We start from the raw sequence: 26246 nt of genomic DNA on the forward strand, positions 1-26246 counted from the left end.
ACCTCCCATGCCCTTTCCCCTCACCCACGACGACCCCCAGACGCTGGGTGCCCACCGGCTCGTCGCCCGGCTGGGCGGCGGCGGCATGGGCACGGTCTACCTCGCCCGCTCCGCCGGCGGCCGCACGGTCGCGCTCAAGACCGTGCACCCGCGCTACGCCGCCGACGAGGCGTTCCGCACCCGGTTCCGGCTGGAGGCGGACGCGGCCCGGGTGATCGGCGGCCGGTACGGCGCCGCGGTCGTGGACGCCGACCCGTTCGCGCCGGTGCCGTGGCTGGCCACCGAGTACGTGCTGGGCCCACCGCTGGACGAGGCCGTGGGGCTGTGCGGCCCGCTGCCCGAGCGCACCGTACGGGCGCTGGGCACCGTACTCGCCCGGGCGCTCGGCCAGTTGCACGGCTCGGACGTGGTGCACCGCGACCTCAAGCCGTCCAACGTCCTGGTCACCACCACCGGCCCGAAGCTCATCGACTTCGGCATCGCGCGGGCCGTCGGCGACGACCGGCTGACCCGCACCGGCACCGCGGCCGGCACCCCCGCCTTCATGTCCCCGGAGCAGGCGGCCGGCGGCGAGCACACCTCCGCCGGCGACGTGTTCGCCCTCGCCGGCGTCCTGCTCTTCGCCGCCACCGGCCACGGCCCGTTCGGCGGCGGGCAGGCCGCCGACCTGCTCTACCGGGTGCGCTACGCGGAGCCCGACCTGTCCGGGGCGCCCGAGGCGCTGGCGCCGCTGCTCGCCCGCTGCCTCGACAAGGACCCCAACCGCCGCCCCGGGACCGCCGAACTGACCGGGCTGCTCGCCGGCGAGGAGGACGAGGACGCGTTCGCCGACGCCCTGCCCGCCGCGCTCCTCGCGGACATCGCCGCGCGCGCGACCGAGGTCTGGCGCGTACGGCCCCACCGGCTCCCGGTGCCCCAGGAGTTCGCGGACGCCTCGACCGCCCCGGCGGCCCGGCCGTCGTCCGGGCCGTCCCGGCGCAAGCTGCTCGCCCTGGGCGGCGGTTCGGCGCTCGCGCTCGCGGCGGCCGGCGGCGGAGCCTGGGCCCGGTGGGGCGGCCGGGGCGGGGATGACGGACCGAAGCCGAAGTCGAAGCCGGCGGGCCGCAGCCGTCCGTCCGGCGTTCCGTCCAAAGCCGTGTGGTGGGCCGAGGTGGAACACAGCGACGCCGGCTGCCCGCCCGTGCCCCTCGACGGGCTGATCGCGGTCAAGGGCAGCAAGGGCATCACCGCCTTCGAGGCGAAGACCGGCACGAAGCGCTGGACGACCCGCATCCTGCAGTCGCACGAGTTCACCACGGACGGCAAACGGATCTACACCTACGCCCCCGACGGCATCGACTCCATGGGGCTGAGGATCTTCGGCGTCAGGCCGGAGGACGGCGGCCTGGACGCCCTCACCGAGAAGCTCCACGACTTCTCGTCGGCCTTCACGGGCGCCGAGCCGCTGGCCGCCCGGAACGGGGTGATCTATGTGGTCGCCCGCAAGGGGAACGAGCGGGACAAGAGCCCGTGGCACTTCCTGGCCCTCGACCTCCGCACCGGCAAGGAGCGCTGGCGCAAGGAGTTCAAGGCGGGCTACGTGCCCGGGAGTTCGACCTTCGGCTTCACCGGTGCCGTCTTCGGCGACCACCTCGTCTACACCGGCCAGGTCCCCCTGGAGCCCATGAACTTCCTCAAGTCCCGCCGGATCACGAACGGCGAGAACGAGTGGGAGTGGACCTTCCCCCGGCAGCGGAGCGACGTCAGTACCGCCCTGCGCGACGGAGAGCTCGCGACGGACGGCCGGCGCGTCTACTACGGCATCACGGAACTGGTCGCCGTCACCGTCGCCGACGGCAAGGAGGCATGGCGGTTCGGCCCCGGCCGTGACAAGGGGAGGGGCGTCCCCAAGGGCGCCCGATCCTACGGCCGGCCCGTGTTCGGCGACGGCGTCGTCTACGTGGTGGAGGGCACCCGCGGCATCGTCGCCCTCGCCGCCGACACCGGGAAGCTGCTGTGGGAGACGGCCTTCCCCGACCTGCCGCCCGGCCTCACCATGCCCCCGGTCGTCGGGCGCGCACACCTCTACGTCCACGCGACGGACGGCGCCCACGACGCCGTCGTCGCCATCGATCTGCGCAGCCACCGGATCGCCTGGCGGATGGACGTCCCGGGCCGGGTGGACGCCCCGCTCACCGCCCACCCGCGCGCCGGAACCCTCGTCTGGACGAGCGGCGACCTCGTCTGCGCCATCCCCCTCACCTGATACACCAGCGGAAAGACCACTTCCCCATGAACCCCCTCGGCACCGGCGACCCCCTCCGCCTCGGCCCCTACCGGCTCCTCGGCGTCCTCGGCGAGGGCGGCATGGGCAAGGTTTACCTCGGCCGCGACGGTGCGGGGCGCACCAGCGCCGTCAAGGTGCTGCGCCCCGAACTCGCCCATGACGCGCACATGGCCCAGCGGTTCGTCCGCGAGGCACAGGCCGCCCGCGCGGTGACCGGGCCGGGCGTCGCCCGCGTCCTGGGGGCGTGGACGGAGGGCGGACGCCCGTGGATCGCCACCGAGTTCCTGGCCGGCCCCACGCTGGACGAGGCCGTCGAGCGGCACGGGCCCCTCGGCGAACCGGCCGTGCGCGCGCTCGGCGCGGCCCTCGCCCGCACCCTGCGCGACATCCACGCCACCGGGCTCGTGCACCGCGACCTCAAACCCTCCAACATCGTGCTCACTTCGCAGGGCCCGCGCGTCATCGACTTCGGCATCGCCCGCCCCGAGCACGGCCTCACCCTCACCACCACCGGCGCCATCCCCGTCACCCCCGGCTACGGCGCGCCCGAGCAGACGCTGGGGCAGCGGGTCGGACCGCCCGGTGACGTCTTCTCGCTCGGCGCCGTCCTGGTCTACGCGGCGAGCGGCCGCCGCGCCTACGACGGGGCCCACGTGGCCGCCGTGCAGTACCAGGTCGTGCACGGGGAGCCCGACCTGACCGGCCTGACCCCGGCGCTGCACGCCCTCGTCGCGCCCTGCCTCGCCAAGGACCCCGCGCAGCGCCCTGTCCCGGACGCGGTCGCCGCCGCCTTCGCCCCGCCGAAGGGGGCCGAACGGGCCTGGCGGCGCGGCCCGTTGGCCGACGCCATCGCCGAACGCGAGCGGGCCGCCCGCAGGCTGGCCACCCACACGGGGGTGCCGGACGGGGCGCCCGCCCCGAGCCGGCGCCGCTTCGTCGCCGGACTCGCGGCGGGCGGCACCGCGGCGCTGGCCGCCGCGGGCGGGGGAGCCTGGTGGCTGCTGCGCGAGGACGGGGGCGGCAAGGGGCCGCGGGAGAAGGAGGACACGCCCGTACCGCGGCCGTGGGACGCCAAGCGCCTGACCGCCGACGGCTACCGCGAGGGCGAGGCGCCGCAGCCCCTGTGGGGACCGGTCGATGTCGCCATCCTGGCCCCGCCGCCGCTGCCCCTGCCCGACCGTGACCTCGTCCTGATGCCGGACAGCGACGGCCTCGCCGCGTTCCGGGTCGCCGACGGGCAGCGCAGGTGGGGCGTCGAGAGCCAGCCCCGCTCGGGCTCCGTGCTGCTGCCCGGCGGGCTCGTCGCCACCGGAGGCAAGGCGCCCGGAGCGCAAGGCCGGCTGCTGGTGCTCGACAGCGCCACCGGACGGGAGAAGTGGAGTGACGACATCCGGGTGATCGCCGTGATCGCCACGGACGGCACCGCCGTCTACTTCACCACGGGGCGGACCAGTGACCAGGAGGAGATCGTCGCGTTCGACCTGTCCTCGCGCAGCGTCCGGTGGTCCGTGCGCATGCCGGTGAAGACCTACTCCCAGGACTCGGCCCGCGGCGTGGCCGCCGACGGGCGTCTGGTGCTGTCCGGTTTCGACGGCGACGTCGTGGCCCTGGACACCCGCACCGGACGCCAGGCCTGGCGGCTGGCCGGCCAGCGTCCCCGGAGGGCCCTCGCCCCCGCGGTCTCCGGCGGCGTCGTCCACCTGGGAGGACGGACCCTGACCGCGCTCCGGCTGACGGACGGGAAGGAACTGTGGTCCGTGGCGGCCGAGACCCCGGTCAACGTGGGCTACGGAGGCTGGAGTTCGCCCGTGCTCGACGGGGACGCCCTCTACGCCTCGGACGGCGACCAGGTCACCCGCCGCAACCGGCACGACGGGAGCCTCGACTGGGCCCGGCGGCTGCCCGGCGGAGCGAACGCCGAACTCGGTCCTGCCGCCGTCCAGGGCGGGTCCGTCTGGGTCGGCCACGGCAAGAGCGTCTCGGCCCTGCACAAGGACACCGGGGATCCCGCCTGGACCTGGACCCGGGACGGAATCGCCGAGTGGAAGCTCGCGGGCGCCGGCAACCGGATCTTCCTCTGGCACCAGAACCGGTTGACGGCCATGCCTGTCTTCTGAACGGGCGTCTGTCTTCCGGGCCGGCGTCCGTCCTCCGGACCGGCGCTAGTCTTCCGGGCTGGCACCCGTTATCCGGACCGGCGCTAGTCTCCCGGGCCGGCACCCGTCCTCCGAACCGGCCGGTGCCGCCCGGCCGGTGGGCCTCAGTCCATCCGGCGCGCCCCGCCCAGCAACCCCGCCTCCGGATCCGTCGGGGCGGTCGTGACGTATGTGCGCGACGTCCGCGTGCACCACAGCGTCACCCCGTCCGGCAGGGACGACAGCGCCTCCACGTCCTCCTGCGGCAGCCCCATCGTCCGGCCGATCTGCACCGCCTCCTCGGGTGCCACCCGCTGGACGCCGACCACGTCCGCCCGCTCCATCAGCCGGGCGGTCGTGGGGCCGGGGTAGGGGAGCAGCGTCAGCACCGACTGCCAGGGCGCGGACCGCACCCGGCCCAGCGGAGGGCGCACGCCGCAGTCGCGGACGACGAGCACCGGGCTGTGCACGGACGGGCCCTGCGGTGGCACCCGGCCGACATCGTGCAGCGTGATCGACTGCTGCCCGGTGTTGGCCGCCTGTGCCAGCGCCGTCCACAGCTGCTGGCGGCCGCTCTCCACGGCGACCCGGCCGCCCGCGCCGACCGTGCGCAGCGCGACGACCTGCGCCGTCCACGCGCCGCCGACCAGGACCACGTCGAACGGGACGGGCCGCACCAGGCCGAGCACGGCGGGCGTGCCCTGGGCGTCGGTGCCGATGACCACCCCGTCGTCGCCGACCGGAAGACCCAGGTCCTCGAAGTGGTCGAGCGTCGGCTCGTGCCGCTCGCGGCGGGGCCCCATGAGGCCGAACCCCGGGCGGGCGGCGGCCGTCCTGGCCGGCCGGGTGGTGGCCGTCCTGTTCATGAGCCTGCCCATCAGCGCGTCCCTCCCAGTGGCAGCGTGGCGAGGACGCCCGGTATCTGCTCGTGGTCCAGCCGGACCAGCCCGACCTTCACTCCGCGTGCCGCCCGCTCCAGCTCGCGCCGGACCTCGCCCAGCTCGTCGGCGCTGCGGCCGCACACCCGGACGTGGCCCGTGACCGTCGGCGCCTGTCTGCCGCCGCGTGCCCGGCCGCGGCCGAGCGTCAGGCTCATCGTCGTCGACAGCGCGGGCAGCGAGGTGAGCAGCGCGGCCAGCTGCGGCAGCGACGTGGCGCCCCGGCCCAGCTGCGGCCAGCGGCCCACCCAGTACGTGGTGTGCCAGCGGTCGTCGCAGCGCCAGGTGCGGGAGGTCTCGGCGGTGCGCCGGGCCCCCGCGCCGTTGAGGCTCGCCTGGGCCGTCGCCGCGGGGTTGACGCTGGCGGCGGTCGCCAGGGCCGTCGTCAGCCCGTCCTCGGAGAGCAGCGTCGCCCGGAAGCCGGCGCTCTGCAGGCGGCTCGTCAACTGCCCCGCCGCGCGCAGCACACAGCGCCGCGCACCCTCCGCCCCGCCGCCCCGGGCCGCCACGGCCTCCGGGCACAGCTCGGGGTCGAGCTTGAGCGCGATCCAGGTCATCCGCACCGCCGGCGAACCGGTCAGCGCCTGCAGCGGCGCGTAGTTCCGCGCGGCCAGCGCCTGGGCGGGCAGGTGCGGGGCGGGCGAGGGCAGGGCGCTCTGCACCACCTGCACGGACTCCAGCCGGACGTCCGCCACGTCCATCGCGTCCCGCAACAGCCCCAGCGGCAGGGACTTGTCGGTGCGCCGCGGGCGCAACGGGGCGTCCACCGCCTCCACCTGGAGGACGGCGGTCACGAAGGTGCCGTCTCCGACGACGCCGACGGAGCGGCCCTCACGATCGGTGAACGACTCGGTGCGCAGCGCCGGATCGCACTCCACGACCGGGGTCAGCGCGGGCGCGGTGCCCTCCGGGACGGCCACCGCCGTGCGGCGGGCGCGGCGGCGCAGCGCGAGCACGGCACCGAGCCACTCCGGGACCGGCCGCTGCCGGCGCCGGGCCAGCGCCAGCACCGCCAGCACCAGGGCCACCCCGCCGGCGGGCGCGGCCAGCAGCGGGTCGACGACGTACCCGACGAGCACCAGTGCCGCGGCGACCTCCAGCAGCACCAACTGCTGGAGCCGCACCGGGCCCAGGTGGCCCGGACCCGACTGCCGGCGCAGGGCCGTGGCCTGGCCGACGGCCTGTCCCGATCGCGCCGCGGACGCCATACCCGCAACCCCCCTCACGTCCGTAAAGCGGTGCGAAGCACCGAAAACTACCGAAAGACCGCCGAAAGGCCGCTGTCAGGCCACCATCTGAGCCCCCACCACCGGCCGAGGGCGCACCCGGACAGCGGGACCGGACGGTCAACAGGCATAGTAGGGGGCCGGTCTGACAACGCGGACCGTGGGCACGATCCGACCGGTGGAGCCGGCGGTTCCGAGGCCGGTTCCGGTGACCGGGCCCGGGAGGCGCCCGGCGACAGGGGGAGTACTTCGGCACATGGCAACACGGCGGGACGAGCTCAACGCCTACACCTTCGCGCGGAAGCGGATGGTCGCCGCGTTCCTGCAGCCCACGGCGGCGGGGACGGACGAGGCCGCGCCCCGGCCGCTGCGGGCCGTGCTGCCCGGCGTGGTGGTCGGCGCCCTCGTGCTGGCCGGCTTCGGGGCCTGGGGCATCTTCAAACCGAAGGCCCCGGCGGGCTGGTCGGAGCCGGGGGCGCACGTGATCGTGGGCAGCAAGTCCACGACGCGGTATGTCGTCCTGGAGACCAAGGGCACCAAGCGCCTGCACCCCGTGCTCAACTTCTCCTCCGCGAAGCTCCTCCTCAAGGCCGAGAAGTCCTCGGTCATCAAGGTCGAGGAGTCCGAACTCGACAGCGGGCGGATCCAGCGCGGCCCCACCCTGGGCATCCCCTACGCCCCCGACCGGCTGCCGGACGGCAAGGAAGCCGGCAAGCAGAAGAACTGGGCCGTGTGCGAACAGCCCGGCAGCGGCGGCCGGACCGTGCAGAAGGCCGTCTTCCTGCTCGCCGACCGCGAGGCCGCGAAGGTCGGCGGCCGCCGCCAACTCCACGACGGACAAGCCCTGTACGTCGAGGGCCCCACCGGCGATCGCTACCTCGTGGACCCCGGCGGCACCCGGCACCTCATCGGCCCGCCCGTCGGCGTCGCCCCCTCCGCGCGCGACCAGGTGCTGCGCCGCTCGCTGTTCAGCGAGGGCGCCCAGCCGCAGAAGGTCAGCAAGGACTGGCTGGGCACCCTCCACGAGGGCGGCGCCATCACCTTCCCCCGGCTCCCCGGGAAGATCGGCGCCCCGGCCGGCGTGGGCAGCCTCGACCCGCAGCTGGACAAGGTCGGCACCGTCCTCACGGCCGTGGCCGGCAAGGGCATGCAGCAGTACGTCGTGCTGCCCGGCCGGGTCGCGCCCGTCTCCGACCTGGTGGCGCGGCTGCTCCTCACCAGCCCGGACGCGGTGGCGCTGGGCCAGAACGCCCGGGCCGCCGAGGTCGGGCCGCAGTCCTTCACCTCCTCCCAGGAGTGGTTCTACGGCGACCGGGGCTGGCCCAAGCTCGTCCCGACCCAGGTCAACGACGCGGCCACCGGCGTCCGCACGGTGTGCAACGTGCTGCACGGCGTGGACGGCAAGGGCGTCCCCGAGCTCACCACCTGGGCCGGGTCCACCTACCCCGCGCAGATCGTGGACGGCGCCACCAGCGCGTACGTCACCCCGGGCAGCGGACTGCTCTACCGGCAGGTCAACGGCTCCTCGACCAGCGTCGGCTCGCTCTTCCTGGTGACCGACACCGGGCTGCGCTACGCGGTCCAGACCAACAATGACAGCAGCGCGGGCCGCTCGGGCATCGGCGACGACGGCCGGACCGAGGACCCGCAGGAACGGGCCGCCCAGGTCAACGAGGCGCAGATCCGGCTCGGCTACAAGGATGTCAAGCCCGTCCCCGTACCGGACAACTGGTCCGCGTTCCTGCCCAAGGGGCCCCGGCTCGACGCCAACAGCGCGAGCCAGCCGCAGAGTTCGTGATGAGGCCGCAGATGACAGTTCGCAGGGCGGCCGTGGCGCTGCTCACGCTTCTCTCCTCGCTCCCCATGAATGCCTCGCTCCCCATGGCCGCCGCGTCCGCCTCCGAGCTGTCGCTCGACGGCGACGGCGAGTGCACCTTCCCGATGAAGCAGCAGATATCGGGCATGCCGTGGGCCCTGCAACGGGTTGTCTTCGACCGGCTGTGGCAGGACACCAAGGGCAAGGGCGTCCGCGTCGCGGTCATCGACACCGGGGTCGACATCGACAATCCGCAGCTCACCCGAGCCGTCGACCGGTCCGCCGGCCTCGACCTGCTGCCGAAGGACAAGAACGCGCCCAAGGAGAAGGGCGCGCGTTCCGACGGAACGATGGACCCGGTCGGGCACGGCACCAAGGTCGCCGGGATCATCGCGGCCCGGCCGCGCGAGGGCACCGGCTTCGTCGGCCTCGCCCCCGAGGCCACGATCATCCCGATCCGGCAGAACGACGAGAAGGGCACCGGCAAGGCGAGCACCCTGGCCACGGCCATCCGGCACGCCGTCCGCCAGCATGCCCAGGTCATCAACATCTCCCAGGACACCACCAAGCCGATGGCCCCCGAGTCGGACCTCGGCCTCGCGGTCCGGGAGGCGCTGCGCGCGGACGTCGTCGTGGTCGCCTCCGCCGGAAACGACGGGCTCGACGGAAAGGTCAAGAAGACCTATCCGGCGGCTTATCCGGGCGTTCTCGCCGTGGCCGCGTCCGACCGCAACAACGAACGCGCCCCCTTTTCCCAGTCGGGCGATTTCGTCGGTGTCGCGGCGCCCGGCGTCGAAATGGTGTCGACCGTGCCGAAAGGCGGGCAGTGCGTCGACAGCGGTACGAGTTTCTCGGCCCCGTACGTCGCCGGTATCGCAGCTCTGCTGCGCGCCAAACACCCCGACTGGAAACAGAATCAGGTCGTCGCGCAGATCGAACAGACCGCGGAAAGAGCCGTCAAGGGGCGCGACGACTTCGTCGGCTGGGGCGTGGCCGACCCGGTGCGCGCGCTGACGGAGGACGAGAAGCCGGTCGACCGTCCCACCCCCGACCGGGCCGTCTCGGCGGGCCGCGAAGTGCCCCAACCGGCCGCGCTCACACTCGGCGAGACGCCGCAGGAACGCGACGAACGCCTTGCCACGTACGCCCTCATCGCGGCGGGAGTGCTGATCGCGGCGATCGCCGGCACGGCGGTCGCGCTGCGGGACCACCGGCGTCGGAGGGGCGTTGTCAGACCCCCGGCGTAGGGTCTGTGCGTGGCCGACTCGTTGATGAGGGGACCAATGGCCGTCCCATCCAGGGATGAACTCGGGTCTGCCGCATACAGGTTGGACGTAAACCTGCGAGTGGCTAGAGTGGCAGCCGACAACTTCGGTCCGATGCAATGGGAACGCGTGGGAACATGCGACTTCCACGGGGCATCCGATTCATGGGGGGTAGGTGCACAATGAGCGGCAAGCTGCGGCTTGAAGACGAAAAACTCGATTCCCTGATCAGGGACCTCGGGCACATGCACGACACGCTCGAGGGCAAGATCAGGAGCCTCCAGAACGTCGTGCAGTCGGTGCAAGGCGTCTGGAAGGGCGACGCGGCCATGGCCTACCACGGCCTGCAGGAGCGCGTGAACGAGGACGTGCGCAAGCTGAAGCAGCTCCTGAACTTCACCAAGGAAGCGATGGAGGCGAGCAAGAAGGGCTTCACCCAGGAGGAGTCCGACCGCCTCAACAGCTTCAAGGGCATCGGCGAGGGCGGCGTCACCGGCGCCCTAGGAGCCTTCCACGTCTCCTAGTCGCCCCTTCCCTCAGCCGTAGGACCCGTCAGGAGAAGACCACATGGAGATCACGTACGCCGGCGTGACCGAGGCCGCCAACCAGGTGAAGTCCTCGGCCGACGCCATCCACTCCCAGCTGGAGTCCCTCGACGCCCGCGTCAAGGACGTCGTCAGCCACTGGGACGGTGAGACCCGCGAGGCGTTCCACGCCCGCCACCAGGGCTGGGACGCGAACGTCAAGGACATGCACCAGACGCTGCTGACCATCGCGTCCAAGCTGCACGAGGCCGTGTCCGGCTACAGCGCCAACGACCGCCGTCAGGCGGGGCGTTTCGGCGGCTGAGCCACGCGCTCGGTATGACCCCGTGGGTGCGGGCGCGGCCCGGCCGCGCCCGCACCCACGGCATTGTTTTTTCTAATTCTTTGCATCAGGCATTCAGGGGAGGTGCCTCATGGCGTCATCGGACCTGGACGCTTCCGACGACTCACTGCAGGGCTTCAAGAAGCGCGTCGACAGGCTGCTGCACGACCTGGACGCTTCGGCGGCGTCGCACAAGCACATCAGCGACCAGAAGGTGCCCGGGGCGGCCTACGGGACGTTCGAGGAGGGCAAGGCCCTGTCGCAGGCGTACGACAAGGTGCACCAGCAACTGGAATTGCTCTCGCGCATGCTGGGGGACCAGTTGGAGGCGATGGGCATCGCGGTGGACATGGCCGACCGTGACTACCAGGGCGAGGACCGCGAGCACGCGGAGCGCTTGGCCGCGATCCAGAAGCGGTCCGTCAAGGACTGGAAGCAGCAGCAGGAGTGGGCCGCCCAGGCGAAGGGCACATTGCCGGACGGCCAGAAGTACGGCCCCTATCTGCCGTCGTCCGACACCGGCCAGAAGTGAAACGGGGGTAACGCAGAATGGCAGCTGAGGGCGGTCCCACGAGCTTCGACGGCATGTCCGTCGAGGGCATGTACGCCAGCATCATCGGCTCCAACGGGGCCGACATCTCGGCCAAGGGCCATGCGCTGGTGGAGGCGAAGGACAAGATCGAGAGCATAGGCAACGACCTCAAGGGACATGTCGGCCGGACGAAGTGGGTCGGCGAGGGCGGCGACGCGTTCCGTGAATGGGGCGATGCCTTCGCGAAGCAGGTCATCAAGCTTGCACATGTGGCGGGTGTCACGGGCGACCACATGGTCCATGCAGGCGACACGATCAAGGCCGCCGCTGAAACGATGCGCAAGGAAGCCCCGGCCAGCTCCATGGGGATGTGCTTCGCGGACGCGGACAAGGAGAAGGCGCGCATCAAGGCGATGGAAGAGCTGAAGGAGAAGGTCCTTCCTCAGATGCGGACGGCGGCTTCGGCTTGCCGGGTGGCGGCGAATGACATCGGTGGGTTGGAGACGCCGCAGTTTCGGCCGATGCCGGCTGCCGCCACCGGGGGAAGCGAGGACGGGTGGCTTACGCCTTATGAGCCGTCCGATGGTTCCTCCTCCGGCGGTGCCGGTGGCGTCCAACCTGCGGGAAACGCAGGCGTTTCCGGAGTGGGGGCCGACGCGAACGGCGCTGGTCGGCAGACTTCGGGCGTGGCGCGTCCGGATGCGCCCCAGGAGCCGTCGCACGTGCCGACCCACGGCAGCTCCAGCTCCGGGGACACTTCGGGCAGCAACTCGACCCCTTCGCACGACAACAACGCCGGTACAAGGGTCGATAGCACCCAGGCTCCTCCAATGCCTGCCCCGACAACGCCTTCAGGGCCCAGCACTCCTCCGGCGCCAGAACCTTCACACCATGGCACGGGTCCCACTACGCCGGTTCCGCCACCGCCGCTTCCGCCGACCTCGCGTGGCACTGGGGAAACCCGTCGGATTCCCGGTAGCCGTGGCGGCGGCCCGGAGCCGCTCCCGAACCGTTCTGGAGTGGAGAGATCCGGAGGCCAGGGTGGCCCCGGGCGTATCGGTGGAACTGGAAGAGTAAAGGTCCCGCCCGTTCCACGTGTCGACACCGGAGTCATCGGTGGTGTGCCGTCGCCGGGGCAGCAGGCTTCCACGCCCTCAAGGGGCGTTTCCCGGGGGACTGTCATTGGCGGTGAGGCGCAGCAGACGGGCCGTGGAATGATGGGGACCGGAACTCCGGGTTCCCTCGGACCGGGCGTTTCGCGAGGAATCGGCGGTACCACAAGGCGATTCGCATCCGAGCCCGGCGGTATGGTGAACGCTCCCTCGGGATCTCAGGGAGCCCGTCGCGAATTCACTCCTGGTGGCAGCGGTCTCCTGCGCGGGGGAAATGCCGGTGGTGTGAGTGGTGTTCCGATGGGGGCAACCCAGGGCGTACAACGTGGTGTCGAGAAGAACCGCAATCGCTCGAACCGCCCTGGTTACCTGACAGAGGATGAGGAGACCTGGAACGCGGGCGGAGCGGGCAACGTTCCGCCGGTCGTCCAGTAGAAGTCGGATACGACACCGGATGGTGAGCAGAGAACTCGTGAACAAAACGACGATCAGAGGCGCTTGCGGCCGAGCCGTAACTGTCGTGTCCGTGCTCTGTTCTCTGCTCGCCGGCGGTGCCGCTGCGGCGACCCCTGCGAGTGCTGACACCATGCGTCAGCGCCAGTGGTACTTGGACACCATGCAGGCCGATCGTATGTGGCAGGTGACCAAGGGCAAGGGCGTTACCGTTGCGGTCATCGACAGTGGAGTTCGGTCGTCGCAGCCCGAGCTGCAGGGCAGGGTGCGTTCCGGGAAGAGCTTCGTTGGTCGTGGGGAACGCGGTGCGGAGTTGAAGGACTCCGACTCCCACGGTACGGCGATGGCGACACTCATTGCAGGAAACGACGCGGGAGGGGGAGGCGTCACCGGTCTTGCTCCCGAAGCCAACATCCTGCCGGTGAAGGTAGGAAACGGTGCGACCAACCTGCCGATAATGTTGGCTGCGATCCGATATGCGGCGAATTCCAAGGCGCAGATCATCAGCATCTCCATGGGCATCCAGGACGATGTGATGGATGACCAAAGCAAGCGCCAGCTCCGGGATGCTGTGGACTACGCGCTGAAGCGGGGGAAGCTGCTCTTTGCTGCTGCCGGAAACGAAGGTGGCAAGCACAATTCCGTGTCCTACCCGGCAGCCACCCCAGGCGTCGTGAGTGTTGCCTCGGTCGATGCCGACTACAAAGCGGCGAAGTACTCGACGCACAACACCCGAGTCGTGCTCGCCGCACCAGGCGAAAATGTACCGACGCCCTGCTGGAAGGGTGGTACCGGTTACTGCCGAGGCGGCGGCACCAGCCAGGCAACCGCCATCGCCTCCGCCAGCGCAGCCCTCGTCTGGTCCATGCACCCGAAGTGGACCAACAACCAGGTCCTCCGCGTCCTGATGGACACAGCCGGCAAGCCGGTCAACGGACCCGTCCCCAGCGAGTACATCGGCTACGGAACGATCCGCCCCCGCATCCCCGTCCTGGAGAAGAAGGGCAACCCAGGCCCGCCCGACGTCAGCCCGCTGACGGAAGGCGCCAAGTCCTCGGACGGCAAGGCGGCCAAGGCGGACCCCGCCCCGTCCGCCGCGCCGAAGAAGGCCAAGAGCAAGAAGGCCGAAGAGGACAACAACCTGCCCTGGATCCTCGGCGGCGCGGCCGCCGTCGCGATCCCCGGCGCCGTCCTCCTCGCCCTCATCCTCCGCCGCAAGTCGAGGGCGCGAGCGAGGGCCCGCGCGCAGCAGCAGCCCACCACCTCGCCGCCCCCGTACGACGGACCACCGTCCACCACGCCGTAACCGGCGAACGCCTCGGCCCCTGCCGCCTCCTCCTCGAGGAGCAGCGACAGGGGCCGACGGCGTACATACGCCCTTAAGCGCCCCGCTCGCCCTCCGCCTCCGCCTCACCCTCCGGCTCAACCTCGATGTCGAACTCGCCATCCCGCACGCCCAGCACGAACGCGTGCCACTCACTCGCCGTGTACCGCAGCACCGTGTCGGGATCCTCGGAGTTCCGCATCGCCACGGCCCCGCCCGGCAGGTAGGCGATCTCGACCCGCTCCTTCGTCGGGCTGTCGGGAGCGCTGAGCCACTCGACGCCGGAAATGTCCATGGCGTACAGCGCTTCGGTCTCTTCCTGGGTGGCCATGAGAGGGGTCCTTTCAACATGGATGACGACGAACCGCCGCGGCCCGATGGTCCAGGCCGCGGTCAGGGTACCGGCCGTGCCGACGCCGAAGAGGCACTTCCGTAAAGGAGTTGACGTCGGCCCGACCGACGAGTGTCGCTACGTCCCGCATTCAAATTGAGGAACTGACGGTGCCTTGCCTAGAGTCGTACCCCTCACCGCTGGTGATGAGTCTCAAGTAGGGGGACTGGGGGATGGGCGTCGTTCTTCCGGACAAACTGGCCTTCGTTCTCGACCTGATAGGCGTCAACTGGCCGAACGTCGACGAGGACGACTACCGCGACATGGCCAAGTCGCTCCGTAGCTTCGCCGACGACGTGGACGCCGGCCGTGGCGACTCCAATGTCGCGCTCAACCGCCTCCTCTCCACTAACCGCGGTGAGATGACGGACGCCATCGAAGCGCACGTCAAGAAGCTCAACGGCAAGCACCTGCACAACCTCGCCGAGGGCGGCCGTCTGCTGGCCGGCGGACTGGACGCCGCAGCGCTCGTGGTCGCCGGGGCGAAGGGCTCGGCGATCGTCCAACTCGGTATCCTGGCCGCCGAGGTGGCATCGGCCCAGGCGGCTGCTCCCATCACTCTCGGTCTGTCCGAGCTCGGCGCGCTGGGCGCGGTCGGGGTCACCCGCACAGTCGTCAAACGCATCCTGAAGCAGGCCGCAGAGGCTGCTGCCCAGGAAGTCCTCTCCATCGTGATGGACCCGGTGTTCGCCGCACTGGATTCGATGGCCACGGACCTGGTAGTCCAGGTCGTCTCCGACGGCCTCGGTGCGCAGGATGGCGTCGACCTGAAGCAGACGCTCCAGGCGGGCAAGGACAGCTTGAGGATTGCCAGTGCGGGCGGCGACGGCGGCCTGATCCTGGCGAGCGCCGGTGGCGGAGGAGGCGGCAGCGGCGACCTCGTCTTCGACGAGCACGAGCACAACACCTTCACGGGAAAGGTGCACGACCACTCCAAGCACCTGGACGAAAAGGGCGGCACGCACCTCCACTCCACCCGCGGCCATTTCAACCGCACCCGCGGCCGAGGCTCTCTGGCCAAGGCGATCGAGGAGGTCGCCGAAAAGGCGATGAAGTCCCTCGACAAGGCGCAGGGCGAACTGACGAAGCACCTCGACGACGTCGGCAAGGGCCTGACCGAGGCGGGCAAGGGCCAGAAGAAGCACGACCAGCACGTCGAAGGCGGGATGAAGGGCGTCAAGCATCATCGTTCCGACCAGAAGCCGGCGGACGCGTCGGGAGGCGGTGGTGGGAAGGGCGGCAGCAGCTCCGGAGGCTCCGATCGCGGCAGCGGCCCGTCGGGCGGGAGCGGCCAGGGCAGGCCGATGGACCCCCAGCCGAACTGGCACGGTCACACAGGTAATGAAACCCGGCACCATCGAGGCGATGCCTTGGATGTTTCGCACCTGGGGCCCGAGCAGCAGCGGCGGGAACTCGGCCGCGAAGCGGGGCGGCTTGCGGACAAGGCGGCGGAGAAGGTGGAGTGGCCGAAAGGTCAAGTTCCGACTGGTAAGGCCCGTATGCAGAGTGGTTGCGCGGGTGCCCTGCTGCACAATGGAACCATTACTTCGCACACCAGCATGCAGCAGAAGAAGATATCCAAGCAGCTGACCGGTGATAAACGAGCCGAGGCAGTGGAGGCCCAGACCCCGCGTACGCATCCAGTGGTTGCGGATATGTACGAGGACGTGAAGAAGTCCGGCGTTGAGCTGGGGACCGGTCACGGGAAGTGCTCCGAAGTGGCACTGATATCGGACCGTCTGCACCAACTGGATCCGACTGGGCAGTCGATCAGAACAGTTGAGGACGCCAGAAGAGCTCTGTCGGGGGCTGTGATCGATACCCGGGCCATCGGGGTCCAGGTCGACCCCGATACCGGGGAGAAGATCCCGCACGGACAGCACCAGCCAGCGTGCAAATCGTGCAGGCATGTCCTGCCCAAGTTGGGTATCGTTACCCATCGCTAGCAAGGAAGAGGTTGGAGAGTGCCTCCTTATCTTAGTCGAGAAGAAGTTGATCGCCGATTGGTGGCGGCCGGTTGGCAACCTGGACGCGACAAGAGTGACGAGGCGGCCGCTGTCATGGAACAGGCCGTCGCTTCGCTCGCCGAGAAGGGATGTCCGGTGACTCCCTTCCCGGCGGCAGTCGAATTCGTGAAGGAATTTGTCGGGCTCCAGGTCCCCTTCTCGGGTGAAAATTCGGGTGGGGAGTATGTCACCTTCACCGTCAGGTATTTCGAGGAGTCATTCGGGGAATCGATTTCCGAGCTGGTCGATTGGCTGGAACAGCCCCTCTTCCCTGTGGCCTATGTCAACAATGATCGCGCTCTGGCTCTGGTGGATCCGCAGGACAGGTACTTTCTGACTCACTGGTCGGGTGACTACTACCTGGGCAAGGGGCGGTACGAAGCTCTCGCCTGCCTGATGACAGGCCGTCACTATGATCTCGAGGAAGCCGATGTCTGACATTGTTCCCGGCGTGGCCGCCAGCCTGCTCGTGCAGGGCAAGATCTTCAGCATGACCAACCTGACCGGTGAAGGAACCCCCAACCTCCACCCGGCAGTACGCGATTTCTTCGACTCGTTGCCCGTGGATCTGCGCGAACCCTTCATCGGATACTGCGCTGAATCCGCCCTCATCTCCGACCAGTTGTGGGGCCTGGACGAGGGCCGGACCGACGGTCGCTGGACGACGCTCGATGAGGCCGCCCCGCACTTCGCCCGCTCCGTGATGATGTCCGTCAAGATCCGCGAACACGGCGACCCCGAGCACGGCCAGAGCACGGTCCCGTGCCGTTCCTGCACAGCACTCCTCAACCGGTTGGGAGTGGAGATCGCGGACTCGTGAGCACCACCGGCCACGATGCGCTGCGCGCGGCGGGCTGGCTGCCCGGCCGGGACGCCGGGAATGAGGCCCTGCTCGGCATGCTGACCGCCGTCGGCACGGCCTCCCCCGACGGGCGGAAGGCATGGGAGCCGTTCCCCGCTGCCGAACGCGCCCTGCGCGCATTCCACGGCCTGACGATCTCGCCACTCGCCCCCGGAGCGGATGTCGCCGCGACCGGCTGCGTCATCGACCCCGCAGCGGCCCGCTTCGCCCATCGCACCGCGACGTCCTTCGCCCGCGCGATCGGCCAACGCCTCTTCCCCTTCGGGCACACCGACACCGACGCCCTCCTCCTGCTCGACGAGGAGGGCCGGCTCTTCTCCGTCGACCACGGCGGCTGGTGGCTCCTCGGCGAATCGGCGGAAGCGGGCTTGACAACGCTCGTCGAGGGCCGGGCACCCCGGCGCATCACGCCCCGCTCGCACCGCTGGCAACTGGCCCGCGTCCCCGCCGAAGACGAGCTGACCGACCTGGTCAAGACGGCCATGGTCCCCGTCTACGTCCTGCACCGCCACGGCCTCCTGACGGCCCGCGCCGCCCGCTTCCGCGTCATCGGCCTCCGTGGCCACGGCCCCGTCCGTCTGGACGAAGAGTTCCCCCTCGCCCCCGGTCCGCTCGACGGCAGTGCGGCGTCGCTGCTCGACGACATCCGGCTGGCCGTGGGCTCGATTCTCCTCGCCTCCACCGAGAGATCCCTCGAACTGCTCCCCGCGACCGTCGGCATCGTCTGCTCGATTTCCGTCGGACGCCAAGGCGACCGGGGACTCAGCATGTGCTTGTCAGCAGACACCCGAGCCGTTCTGGAGTCGGACGTCGAACTGGCCGACGCTGTGTTGGAGTTCTCGGCTTATGGAGATCGGCGTGCTACTCCTGCCGAGCCTGTGACCTGATCTGGTGGGGAGTCCTGAAAGACAGCGGTAGCCACCGAAGCAACGTGATGTAGAAATGAGTTGAACGGGAGAGGCCGGACCGCTGATGCTGGGGTGCACATCCTCCCCTTGCCTATCTCCGGCAGAGAGTGAGACCTGTGTCATGGGCCTTCTGATGACTCAAGAGCACGTATATGCCCGGTTGCGGATTGCGGGCTGGATGCCGGGGCGTGACATGGGAGATGAAGCCGTCGCCTTCATGGATGACGTCGCTGCTTCCCTGGCTTCCCACGGGTACGAGGCAGAGTTGTTTCCTATTGCGGTGGATTTCATCCGAGAATTCGCCTTCCTTCGTGTCCGGTTCACCAGCGACCCGAGTGACAATCGCGAGGTCTGGTTCGAGGTCTGTGACTACGACGAAGCCGATGCCGAAGCGGTCGCCGAGTTGTCCGAATGGCTTGAGCAGCCGCTCTTCCCCGTGGCCTATGGAAGTGAAGGCCAGATCGCTTTGATTGACGCGCGAGGAAGGTTCTTTCTCACGCACTGGAGTGGTGATTACTACTTGGGGAAGAGCTACTACGAAGCGTTCGCCTACCTCCTCACGAACGGCCACGTAAGTGAGTGCGTCGTCCGGGACGGCATACCGGATGGCGCAGGGATTGCCTGGTCCGAGCAGTCATGAGCCATAGCGGTCGTCAACCGCCTGAGACAACGGGCCACCGGTAGCCGTTCAACGAGCCCACAGGGCAGGAACGGCTGCCAGTAGCTCCGTACCTCCTCAGCCGGCCGGTTGACCTACAAAGCGACCGAGACGATCGCGGCTTGCGGTGACCCCGCCCACACGAGGTGGATCGGCTCGCCCGTCTGTCGGGCAAAGCGGGCAGCAGCCCGTTCGGCCGACGGGAGCGACATACGCAAGGTCCCGTCCAGGCTGGTCACCTGGGTCCTTCCGTTGGCTCGGTCGGTCAGCCCCCATGCGAGTACGTGAGGCTGGAGGTCGCCGGACTCGGTGATGTGCTCTCCGACGACAGCGAAGAGACGGGGTGCCGTAGAGGTGACGAGGGCACGGATCTCGTGCCAAAGGGCTGAAGAGCTGGCTTGGCAAGGGTGCTCGGACGATACCGTGGCCATGCGAAGTCTCCTGTTCGCGTGAGGAGTTGAGTGACCGGACGGCAGCACGATAAAGGCTTGTGTTGGTATACATGCCAACACTCAGGTGGGTTGCATGCCAACATCACCCGCAGTGGTGAGGCGTAGGTGCTCTGTCCGATTGCAGGAGGGCGGTATGGCCAGGGTCAAGCTTCCGTCGAGTGTCCGACAACGGCGACTTGGCGCCGAACTGCGCCGTTTGAGAGAGCGGGCGAATCTCTCGGCGACTCGGGCTGCGGAGCTGTTCGGTACTTCGCAGTCGAGGATCAGTGGCATCGAGGCCGGCGGGTACGCGGTCAGCGCGGAACGAGTGAGGGCTTTGGCCCGGTTGTACGGGTGCGAGGACAGGTCGTTGATCGAGGCTCTGACTCGGATGACGGGTGGCCGCACACGGGGGTGGTGGGAGGAGTATCGGGGGATCGTCCCAGCCGATGCTCTGGATCTTGCCGAGCTCGAACACCATGCGACATCGTTGCGAGTGGCATCGATGATCCATCTCCCTGGGCTCTTACAGACCAGGGAGCAAGCCCGCGTGGTCATGGCTGGAGCTGTGCCGGCCCTGGCTCCGTTCGAGCTGGAACATCGGATCTCCTACCGCATCAAGCGGCAAGGGGTGCTCTATGGAGACATGGCGAAACCCCTGACGGCGATTGTCCATGAGGCTGCTCTGAGGATGGACTTCGGCGGTCCAGAGGTGACACGAAAGCAGTTGCAGTTCCTGCTGGAGCGGGGTCGGGAGGAACACATCTGTGTCCTGGTGATTCCGTTCGGATCAGGTCCCCTCCCGAGCGCCGGGAATGGCATCGTCCACTGCGGGGGCGAGGTGTCGCAGTTGGACAGTGTGCAGCTCGATACCGACCACGGTTCTGTCTTCATCGATGCGGAAGTTCAGCTGGGCGAGTACCGAACCATCCTTGACCGAATGCAAACTTGTGCCCTTGATCCCGCCGAGTCGAGCGATCTCATTCAGCGCATCGCGCGAGAACTTTGAGGGGGAACGGCAGATGTCTCCGTTCGTTTGGCAGAAGTCAACTTTCAGTGCGAATGCGGCAAACTGTGTCAACGTGGGTATCGACCCTTGTGGAAGGGTTCGACTCCGGGAGAGTGAGCAGCCTGAGGTCGTCCTCAGTGCTACACGGGCTGTGTTGCGTGGCCTTCTGACGGCCATAGTTGCTGGACAACTGGCGGCCCCGTGCACGGGATGAGACCCAGCCGCGAGGCCCGGTTCCGGCACGGTGGCGAGTTCCCGGCGGCGGAATCGCAGCTCTCACGCTACCGGTTCGTACTGGACGGTATGACTCGTGCGGCGCATTGCCAAGAGCTTCTGAGAGGGAGAGCTGAAGTTGTCAGTCTACGTATGGCAGAAGTCCAGCTTCAGCGGCCAGGCTGTGAACTGCTTGCACATAGCCGGTGCCGCTGATGGCACTCTCCGGCTCCGGGAAAGTGATTGGCCCAAAGCCGTTCTGCGCTCCACCCGAGCTACCATGCGCGGCCTCCTGGTGGCCATAAAGACGGGGATTCCTCTTTCCTGAGGGCGTCTCGCGCTGAACGGCTCGGGCAGGGCCGGGGAGCGGCCCTGCCCGAGCCCGGACCCGAGCTCCCTACCGATCCGCCCCGCCCCCGCTGACCTTCGGGCAGAACTCCGCCCCCGCCAGCCCGTCGAAGTCGTAGTCCCAGTCCCCGTTCAGGTTGAACGCCGCCGTGTGGCGGCCGCCGTCCGTCGAGGCGGCCATGGTCTTGGAACCGTGGATGTCGCCCTCGTGGGTCCAGAGCCTGACGTCGCACGAGGGCAGCTTGTAGTCGTAGAGTCCCAGGCCGTAACGGGTTGTCTCGCCCGGCTCCTTGCCGACCTGGACCGTCGTCAGCAGTTCCTTCTGCTGGGCGGCGGGCAGGAGCCGGCCGCCCAGGAGGGCCTGGTAGAAGGTGTTGAGGTCACCCGTCGTGGAGATGATCTCGCCGGCCGCCCAGAGCCAGGAGGCGTTCTGCTCGGTGACGTCGTGCACCTTGTCGTCCGGCTGCGGGTTGCGGGGGTAGAGCGTGGTGTACGCGCGGCCGTGCGGGTCCGGCATGTTCGTGGCGTTGCCGGGGAGCGAAGTGCCCCGCAGGCCGAGCGGCTTGATGATGCGCTGCTGGATCTCGTCGGCGTAGCGGTGGCCGGTCACCTTCTCGACGATCATTCCGGCGAGGATGTAGTTGGTGTTGGAGTAGTGCCAGCCCGTGCCGGGCGCGAACTCGGGCTCGTGGCGCAGGGCGACGGCGATCAGCTCGGCAGGCGTCTGGCTCTGGAAGCGGTGCTCGGGGTAGTCCTCGTGAATCTGCCGGTAGAAGTCCTTGTCGTCCGTGTAGTTGAACAAGCCGCTCGTGTGGTTGAGGAGCTGCCGGACGGTGATCTTGCTGCCGTCGTTGCCGTTGCCCCGCACTACCCCCGGCAGCCACTTCTCGACCGTGTCGTCCAGGCTCAGCCTGCCCTCGGCCTCCAGCTGCAACAGCACGACCGAGGTGAACACCTTGCTGACGCTGCCGACGCGGAAGCGGTCCTCGGGGGAGCGCTTCCGCCCCGTCTCCCGGTCGGCGACGCCGGCCGAGCCGTTCCAGGCGCCGTTCTCGTCTCGCGCCTGACCCAGCGCGCCCGGCAGCTTCAGCTCCGAGACGTGCCCCTCCAGCGCGGCCTGCGTCGCCGCGTGCCCGGGTGGAGCCTGATCCTCCGTACGTGCCATGGCAGTCGGTGTGAAGGCGGTCGTCGCCATAGCGACGGCGACGGCCGCCGTCACCAGGCTCTTGCGCACGCTCCCTGCCGACTTCACTGTCATGGGCCTACTCCTCTGCGGATCACGAGATCACGGGACCGCAGGCACGCCGCCGCGCCGCCGCGCGATCACGACGAGCGTCACCTGTACGCCGTATAAGACCCCATGGGCTCCGCGCGAGTCGATCAATCCCGGTCAGTCAGGGATCGGATCCAGCCAACCGGCAACCGACTCAAAACACCCCAAACCCCTGCTCGCCCGTCGGCACCCACCCCGTCTGCACCAGCGATGCCCCGCCCTTCCTCGACACGAACAGACCCCGCCCCGCAGGCAGCGGCCGGGCCTTCACGCTCCCCAGCAGCTCGCCCTCGTTCGGGTTGCCCGACAACACCACGCCCTGCGCGCCCAGTTCCTTGAAGCGCTGGATGAACTGCTCGTACGCAGAGCGGCCCGCGCCCGCGCTGTTGCGGGCGAGGATGATGTTGACGCCGGCGTCGCGGGCGTAGGGCAGGTTGTCCACCAGCTGGGCCATCGGGTTGCCGGAGGACGTGGCGACGAGGTCGTAGTCGTCCACGACGATGAACGCCCGCGGGCCCCGCCACCAGCTGCGGTCGCGCAGCTGCTGCGGGGTCACGTCCGTGCCCGGTATGCGGCTGCTGATGAGGGTGTTCATGTCGGTGAGGTACTGGTCGAAGGCGTTCTGCGTGGTGGAGTAGCCGACCAGATACGGCTCGGGCACGCACTCCAGCAGGCTGCGCCGGTAGTCGCCGACGCAGAACAGTGCCTCCTGCGGCGTGTAGCGCTCGGTCAGCTGCTTGATGAGCAGCCGCAGCAGCGCCGTCTTGCCCGACTCGCTCTCGCCGTAGACCGCGAAGAACGGATCGGTGTCGAAGTTGACGAAGACGGGCGCGAGGTTCATCTCGTCCAGGCCGATGGCGACGCCGCGCTCCGGATGGGCGTGGCCGTCCGGCAGCTCGCGCACCGACAACAGCCGCGGCAGCATGCGCACCTGCGGCGCGTGCGGGCCCGGCCAGGCGTCGCCGACCGCCTTGACGAACGCGGCCGTCGCGTCGGAGAGGTCGTCCCCGCCGCCCGAACCGCCGTCGATGCGCGGCAGACCGGCGAGGAAGTGCAGCTTCTCCGCGGTGATGCCGCGCCCGGGCACGCCCACCGGCACGTTGACCGCGATCTTGCGGTCGAGCTCGGAGTCGAGCGGGTCGCCGAGCCGCAGCTCCAGCCGGCTGAGGAACTGGTCCTTCAGCGCGGCCCGCATCTCCATGTAGCGGGAGACCGTCACCACCAGGTGGACGCCGAGGCCGAGGCCGCGGGTGGTGATGTCCGCTATATAAGGCTCCAGCATCTCGTAGTCCGTCTTGAATGTCTGCCAGCCGTCGATGACGAGGAAGACGTCGCCCCAGGGCTCGTCGGGGAGCCGGCCGGCCGCGCGCAGGCGGCGGTACGTGGCGATGGAGTCGATGTTGTGGTCGCGGAAGAACTCCTCCCGCCGGTTGAGGATGCCCGTCACCTCGGCGACCGTGCGGCGCACCTTCTCGGGATCGAGCCGGGAGGCGACGCCGCCGACGTGCGGCAGCTCCTCCATCGAGCCCAGCCCGCCGCCGCCGAAGTCCAGCCCGTAGAACTGCACCTCGTGCGGGGTGTGCGTGAGCGCGAAGCCGCCGACGAGGGTGCGCAGCAGCGTGGACTTGCCGGACCGGGGGCCACCGACGATCAGCATGTGGCCGGCCGCGCCCGAGAAGTCGCGGACGAGGACGTCGCGGCGCTGCTCGAAGGGCTTGTCGAGCAGGCCCAGCGGCACCCGCAGCCCGCCGCTCGCCGCCGGGTCGGGGCAGTGCAGCCCGCGCTCCGGGGTCGCCGTCAGCTGGGGCACCAGCTGGTCGAGGGAGGGCGCCTTGGTCAGCGGCGGCAGCCACACCTGATGGGCGGCCGGGCCCTGGCCCTCCAGCCGCCGGACGATGACGTCGAGGACGGTGTCGGCGAGCGCGTCGTCGTCGGAACGCGTCGGCGCCCAGCGGAAGTCGGGGTCGGGCGCCTGATAGCGCACGGGCACGGGCGCCGCGGTGAACAGCACCGGCCGGCGATCCGTCGGCAGCGGCCCGCTGCGGGTCAGCGAGGCGGCGCCGTCCCGGTACGTACCGGAGACGTACGCGGCCTTGAACCGCGTCATCTCGTCGGTGCCGAACTTCAGGTAGCCGGAGCCGGGCACCGACGGAAGGTGGTACGCGTCCGGCACGCCCAGCGCCGTGCGCGACTCGGCGGCGGAGAAGGTGCGCAGACCGATGCGGTACGACAGATACGTGTCCAGGCCGCGCAGCCGGCCCTCCTCCAGGCGCTGCGAGGCCAGCAGGAGGTGGACGCCCAGCGACCGGCCGATGCGGCCGATCTGGATGAACATGTCGATGAAGTCCGGCTTGGCCGTCAGCAGCTCGCTGAACTCGTCGATGACGAGCACCAGCGAGGCCAGCGGCTCCAGCGGGGCCCCGGCCGCCCGCGCCTTCTCGTAGTCGTTGAGGTTGGCGTAGTTGCCCGCCGCGCGCAGCAGCTCCTGGCGCCGCTGGAGCTCACCGGTGATGGAGTCGCGCATGCGGTCCACGAGGGTGAGGTCGTCGGCGAGGTTGGTGATGACCGCGGCGACGTGCGGCATTTCGGCCATGCCGGAGAACGTCGCACCGCCCTTGAAGTCGGCGAGGACGAAGTTGAGGTTCTCGGAGGAGTGCGTGACCGCCAGCCCCAGGACCAGGGTGCGCAGCAGCTCGGACTTGCCGGAACCGGTCGCGCCGACGCACAGGCCGTGCGGACCCATGCCGTCCTCCGCGGCCTCCTTGAGGTCGAGCATGACGGGCGTGCCGTCCTCGCCGACGCCGATGGGCACGCGCAGCCGCTCGGCGCGCGAGCGCGGCCGCCAGGTGGTGGCGGTCTCCACGGAGGCGGCGTCGCCCAGGCCCAGCAGGTCGGTGAAGTCGAGGTTGGCGAGCAGCGGTTCCTCGTCGTCCGCGCCGCCGCCCAGGCACAGCGGGGCCAGCTGCCGGCCGAGCGCCTCGGCGGCGGGGACGGAGAGGTGGTCGGGGACGCCCAGGTACGTGGCCGTCGCCGACTCCAGGCGCAGCTTGCCCGGGCGCACCGTGACGGACAGGCCGCCGCGCGGCTCGTCCTCCTCGCCCGGGGCGATCTCCAGGACGGTCACGCCCTGGAGGCCCTCGGCGGAGGCCAGCAGGGAGTCGGGCGGCACCAGGCCGCCGTCGAGCACGACCACGACGTGCGGCTGGTCCAGCAGCGGCTGGCCCTCCCGGCCGAACCGGGGGCGGCCCTCCAGCCGCTTGCCCAGCAGCTCCTCCACCTCGGGCAGGTCGTCGCCGAACAGCCGCTTGGTGCCGGCGCCGTCGGCCGTGCCGGGCGCCTGGGTGTGCGGCAGCCACTTGGTCCAGTCCCACTCCGGCGCCACGTCCTTGGCCGTGACGACCGCGACGACCAGGTCGTCGGGGGAGTGCAGCGCGACGAGACCGGCCACCATCGAACGGGCCGCACCGCGCACGGAGTCGGCCTCGCCGGATATCACCACGTGGTAGAAGGCGCGCAGCGAGACGGCCACCGGCAGCCCGTCCAGCGAGCCGTGCGTCGCCAGGAACTGCTGCATGGCGCCCGCCGCCAGCGGCTCCAGCTCGTCCACGGGCGCCGTGGTCGGCGCCACCAGCGGCGTCCACAGCTGCTGCGGCCCCAGGCCGATGCGGACCTGCCCGAAGTCCTTGTCGGAAACGCGGCGTTCCCACAGCCGGCCGCGCTCGGCGACCAGGGCCCACAGCTGGTCGGGACCGGGGTGCAGATAGAACTGGGCGTCGCGCTGGGCGGCGGCCGTGCGCCGCACCTTCCGCCGGGTCTGGGCCAGGTACTTGAGGTAGTCGCGGCGCCCGTCGGCGGCCGCGCCCTGCGTGCCCTTGCGGTAGCGGATGAGCTGCGCGACGGCCATCGCCACCGTCGAGGCCAGCATCATCACGCCCATGATCTTCATGAAGGGCTGGGTGCCCGGCATGAAGAAGAAGACGACGGACGAGCCCATGCCCAGCATCGGCAGCAGCTGCATGGCCATGCCCTCCTGCTGCCCCCGGGGCAGTTCGGGAGGGGACTCGAGCTGCAGCTGCTCCGCTTCGGGCTCGGGTGGCATGACCCGGGGCGGGCGTTTGACGACGATCTGACTCACCGGCGTAATCAATCCCTCGGTACGGCCTGGGCAGCTGAGGACCGGCGCCCCCTTGGCAAGTGGGCCTGTCTCCGCGCG

General features: G+C 69.9%; 22 protein-coding genes. 17 read left to right on the forward strand and 5 right to left on the reverse strand.

What is annotated here, in order from left to right:
* Positions 1 to 7 precede the first annotated feature (7 nt).
* Positions 8 to 2245 (forward strand): PQQ-binding-like beta-propeller repeat protein, encoded by a 2238-nt coding sequence (locus tag I5Q34_RS07110; protein WP_199891282.1) that lies wholly within the window; start codon positions 8 to 10, stop codon positions 2243 to 2245.
* Between the two features lie 26 nt (positions 2246 to 2271).
* Positions 2272 to 4383, forward strand: a complete 2112-nt coding sequence (locus I5Q34_RS07115) for a PQQ-binding-like beta-propeller repeat protein (RefSeq protein WP_199891283.1) — start codon at positions 2272 to 2274, stop codon at positions 4381 to 4383.
* Between the two features lie 143 nt (positions 4384 to 4526).
* Here the strand turns inward: I5Q34_RS07115 and I5Q34_RS07120 are convergent, their stop codons facing one another.
* Positions 4527 to 5279 (reverse strand): hypothetical protein, encoded by a 753-nt coding sequence (locus I5Q34_RS07120; RefSeq protein ID WP_234428462.1) that lies wholly within the window; start codon positions 5277 to 5279, stop codon positions 4527 to 4529.
* A complete protein-coding gene (gene eccE / locus I5Q34_RS07125) occupies positions 5279 to 6547 on the reverse strand; it encodes a type VII secretion protein EccE (protein ID WP_199891284.1) in 1269 nt (422 codons plus the stop codon). Before eccE ends, I5Q34_RS07120 begins: the two co-directional genes overlap by 1 nt.
* Before the next feature lie 274 nt (positions 6548 to 6821).
* Here eccE and eccB point away from each other — a divergent pair, with 274 nt between their 5' ends.
* From eccB to mycP (I5Q34_RS07160), 7 genes are all read left to right on the forward strand, one after another.
* Entirely contained in the window at positions 6822 to 8363 is a 1542-nt protein-coding gene (gene eccB, locus I5Q34_RS07130; protein ID WP_199891285.1) for a type VII secretion protein EccB, read from the forward strand.
* Between the two features lie 11 nt (positions 8364 to 8374).
* Positions 8375 to 9628 carry a type VII secretion-associated serine protease mycosin gene (gene mycP, locus I5Q34_RS07135; protein WP_199891286.1) on the forward strand — a complete coding sequence of 418 codons (1254 nt, stop codon included), beginning with the start codon at positions 8375 to 8377 and terminating at the stop codon, positions 9626 to 9628.
* 200 nt (positions 9629 to 9828) lie between these two features.
* Positions 9829 to 10170: a WXG100 family type VII secretion target gene (locus I5Q34_RS07140; protein WP_199891287.1), complete on the forward strand. Its 342-nt coding sequence runs from the start codon at positions 9829 to 9831 to the stop codon at positions 10168 to 10170.
* 43 nt (positions 10171 to 10213) lie between these two features.
* A complete protein-coding gene (locus I5Q34_RS07145; protein WP_049717449.1) occupies positions 10214 to 10495 on the forward strand; it encodes a WXG100 family type VII secretion target in 282 nt (93 codons plus the stop codon).
* A 109-nt stretch (positions 10496 to 10604) separates the two neighbouring features.
* Positions 10605 to 11045, forward strand: a complete 441-nt coding sequence (locus I5Q34_RS07150; protein ID WP_199891288.1) for a hypothetical protein — start codon at positions 10605 to 10607, stop codon at positions 11043 to 11045.
* Between the two features lie 53 nt (positions 11046 to 11098).
* Complete coding sequence (locus tag I5Q34_RS07155) at positions 11099 to 12592, forward strand: WXG100 family type VII secretion target (RefSeq protein ID WP_199891289.1); 1494 nt, start codon at positions 11099 to 11101, stop codon at positions 12590 to 12592.
* A 151-nt stretch (positions 12593 to 12743) separates the two neighbouring features.
* On the forward strand, positions 12744 to 13916 hold the full coding sequence (gene mycP, locus I5Q34_RS07160) for a type VII secretion-associated serine protease mycosin (protein WP_234428464.1): 1173 nt from the start codon (positions 12744 to 12746) through the stop codon (positions 13914 to 13916).
* Positions 13917 to 13989: 73 nt separating this feature from the next.
* Here mycP (I5Q34_RS07160) and I5Q34_RS07165 read toward each other — a convergent pair whose 3' ends face one another.
* Positions 13990 to 14265: a DUF397 domain-containing protein gene (locus tag I5Q34_RS07165; protein ID WP_199891291.1), complete on the reverse strand. Its 276-nt coding sequence runs from the start codon at positions 14263 to 14265 to the stop codon at positions 13990 to 13992.
* A 233-nt stretch (positions 14266 to 14498) separates the two neighbouring features.
* Here I5Q34_RS07165 and I5Q34_RS07170 point away from each other — a divergent pair, with 233 nt between their 5' ends.
* From I5Q34_RS07170 to I5Q34_RS07205, 8 genes are all read left to right on the forward strand, one after another.
* Positions 14499 to 16271, forward strand: a complete 1773-nt coding sequence (locus tag I5Q34_RS07170; RefSeq protein ID WP_199891292.1) for a YwqJ-related putative deaminase — start codon at positions 14499 to 14501, stop codon at positions 16269 to 16271.
* An 18-nt stretch (positions 16272 to 16289) separates the two neighbouring features.
* Entirely contained in the window at positions 16290 to 16769 is a 480-nt protein-coding gene (locus I5Q34_RS07175) for an SUKH-3 domain-containing protein (RefSeq protein ID WP_199891293.1), read from the forward strand.
* Positions 16762 to 17151, forward strand: a complete 390-nt coding sequence (locus I5Q34_RS07180) for a YwqJ-related putative deaminase (RefSeq protein WP_199891294.1) — start codon at positions 16762 to 16764, stop codon at positions 17149 to 17151. The genes I5Q34_RS07175 and I5Q34_RS07180 overlap by 8 nt, the downstream gene beginning before the upstream one ends.
* Entirely contained in the window at positions 17148 to 18080 is a 933-nt protein-coding gene (locus I5Q34_RS07185; RefSeq protein ID WP_199891295.1) for an SUKH-3 domain-containing protein, read from the forward strand. The genes I5Q34_RS07180 and I5Q34_RS07185 overlap by 4 nt, the downstream gene beginning before the upstream one ends.
* Before the next feature lie 142 nt (positions 18081 to 18222).
* Positions 18223 to 18741, forward strand: coding sequence for an SUKH-3 domain-containing protein (locus I5Q34_RS07190; RefSeq protein WP_199891296.1), 519 nt, complete (start codon positions 18223 to 18225; stop codon positions 18739 to 18741).
* Between the two features lie 603 nt (positions 18742 to 19344).
* Positions 19345 to 20199, forward strand: a complete 855-nt coding sequence (locus tag I5Q34_RS07195; RefSeq protein WP_199891297.1) for a helix-turn-helix transcriptional regulator — start codon at positions 19345 to 19347, stop codon at positions 20197 to 20199.
* A 13-nt stretch (positions 20200 to 20212) separates the two neighbouring features.
* Complete coding sequence (locus I5Q34_RS07200; RefSeq protein ID WP_199891298.1) at positions 20213 to 20413, forward strand: DUF397 domain-containing protein; 201 nt, start codon at positions 20213 to 20215, stop codon at positions 20411 to 20413.
* 138 nt (positions 20414 to 20551) lie between these two features.
* Positions 20552 to 20740 (forward strand): DUF397 domain-containing protein, encoded by a 189-nt coding sequence (locus I5Q34_RS07205; protein WP_199891299.1) that lies wholly within the window; start codon positions 20552 to 20554, stop codon positions 20738 to 20740.
* A gap of 69 nt (positions 20741 to 20809) precedes the next feature.
* Here I5Q34_RS07205 and I5Q34_RS07210 read toward each other — a convergent pair whose 3' ends face one another.
* On the reverse strand, positions 20810 to 22018 hold the full coding sequence (locus tag I5Q34_RS07210; protein ID WP_199891300.1) for a serine hydrolase: 1209 nt from the start codon (positions 22016 to 22018) through the stop codon (positions 20810 to 20812).
* A 169-nt stretch (positions 22019 to 22187) separates the two neighbouring features.
* Positions 22188 to 26168: a type VII secretion protein EccCa gene (gene eccCa / locus I5Q34_RS07215; protein WP_199891301.1), complete on the reverse strand. Its 3981-nt coding sequence runs from the start codon at positions 26166 to 26168 to the stop codon at positions 22188 to 22190.
* Positions 26169 to 26246 lie beyond the last annotated feature (78 nt).

This window comes from Streptomyces sp. AV19, from assembly GCF_015999245.1.
Classification (GTDB): domain Bacteria; phylum Actinomycetota; class Actinomycetes; order Streptomycetales; family Streptomycetaceae; genus Streptomyces.

Excerpts from the sequence above, each read along its gene's own strand:
- I5Q34_RS07110 (WP_199891282.1), top strand. The coding sequence starts at position 8 with ATGCCCTTTCCCCTCACCCACGACGACCCCCAGACGCTGGGTGCCCAC.
- I5Q34_RS07115 (WP_199891283.1), top strand. The coding sequence starts at position 2,272 with ATGAACCCCCTCGGCACCGGCGACCCCCTCCGCCTCGGCCCCTACCGG.
- I5Q34_RS07120 (WP_234428462.1), bottom strand. The coding sequence starts at position 5,279 with ATGGGCAGGCTCATGAACAGGACGGCCACCACCCGGCCGGCCAGGACG.
- eccE (WP_199891284.1), bottom strand. The coding sequence starts at position 6,547 with ATGGCGTCCGCGGCGCGATCGGGACAGGCCGTCGGCCAGGCCACGGCC.
- eccB (WP_199891285.1), top strand. The coding sequence starts at position 6,822 with ATGGCAACACGGCGGGACGAGCTCAACGCCTACACCTTCGCGCGGAAG.
- mycP (WP_199891286.1), top strand. The coding sequence starts at position 8,375 with ATGACAGTTCGCAGGGCGGCCGTGGCGCTGCTCACGCTTCTCTCCTCG.
- I5Q34_RS07140 (WP_199891287.1), top strand. The coding sequence starts at position 9,829 with ATGAGCGGCAAGCTGCGGCTTGAAGACGAAAAACTCGATTCCCTGATC.
- I5Q34_RS07145 (WP_049717449.1), top strand. The coding sequence starts at position 10,214 with ATGGAGATCACGTACGCCGGCGTGACCGAGGCCGCCAACCAGGTGAAG.
- I5Q34_RS07150 (WP_199891288.1), top strand. The coding sequence starts at position 10,605 with ATGGCGTCATCGGACCTGGACGCTTCCGACGACTCACTGCAGGGCTTC.
- I5Q34_RS07155 (WP_199891289.1), top strand. The coding sequence starts at position 11,099 with ATGTCCGTCGAGGGCATGTACGCCAGCATCATCGGCTCCAACGGGGCC.
- mycP (WP_234428464.1), top strand. The coding sequence starts at position 12,744 with ATGCGTCAGCGCCAGTGGTACTTGGACACCATGCAGGCCGATCGTATG.
- I5Q34_RS07165 (WP_199891291.1), bottom strand. The coding sequence starts at position 14,265 with ATGGCCACCCAGGAAGAGACCGAAGCGCTGTACGCCATGGACATTTCC.
- I5Q34_RS07170 (WP_199891292.1), top strand. The coding sequence starts at position 14,499 with ATGGGCGTCGTTCTTCCGGACAAACTGGCCTTCGTTCTCGACCTGATA.
- I5Q34_RS07180 (WP_199891294.1), top strand. The coding sequence starts at position 16,762 with ATGTCTGACATTGTTCCCGGCGTGGCCGCCAGCCTGCTCGTGCAGGGC.
- I5Q34_RS07190 (WP_199891296.1), top strand. The coding sequence starts at position 18,223 with ATGGGCCTTCTGATGACTCAAGAGCACGTATATGCCCGGTTGCGGATT.
- I5Q34_RS07195 (WP_199891297.1), top strand. The coding sequence starts at position 19,345 with ATGGCCAGGGTCAAGCTTCCGTCGAGTGTCCGACAACGGCGACTTGGC.
- I5Q34_RS07200 (WP_199891298.1), top strand. The coding sequence starts at position 20,213 with ATGTCTCCGTTCGTTTGGCAGAAGTCAACTTTCAGTGCGAATGCGGCA.
- I5Q34_RS07210 (WP_199891300.1), bottom strand. The coding sequence starts at position 22,018 with ATGACAGTGAAGTCGGCAGGGAGCGTGCGCAAGAGCCTGGTGACGGCG.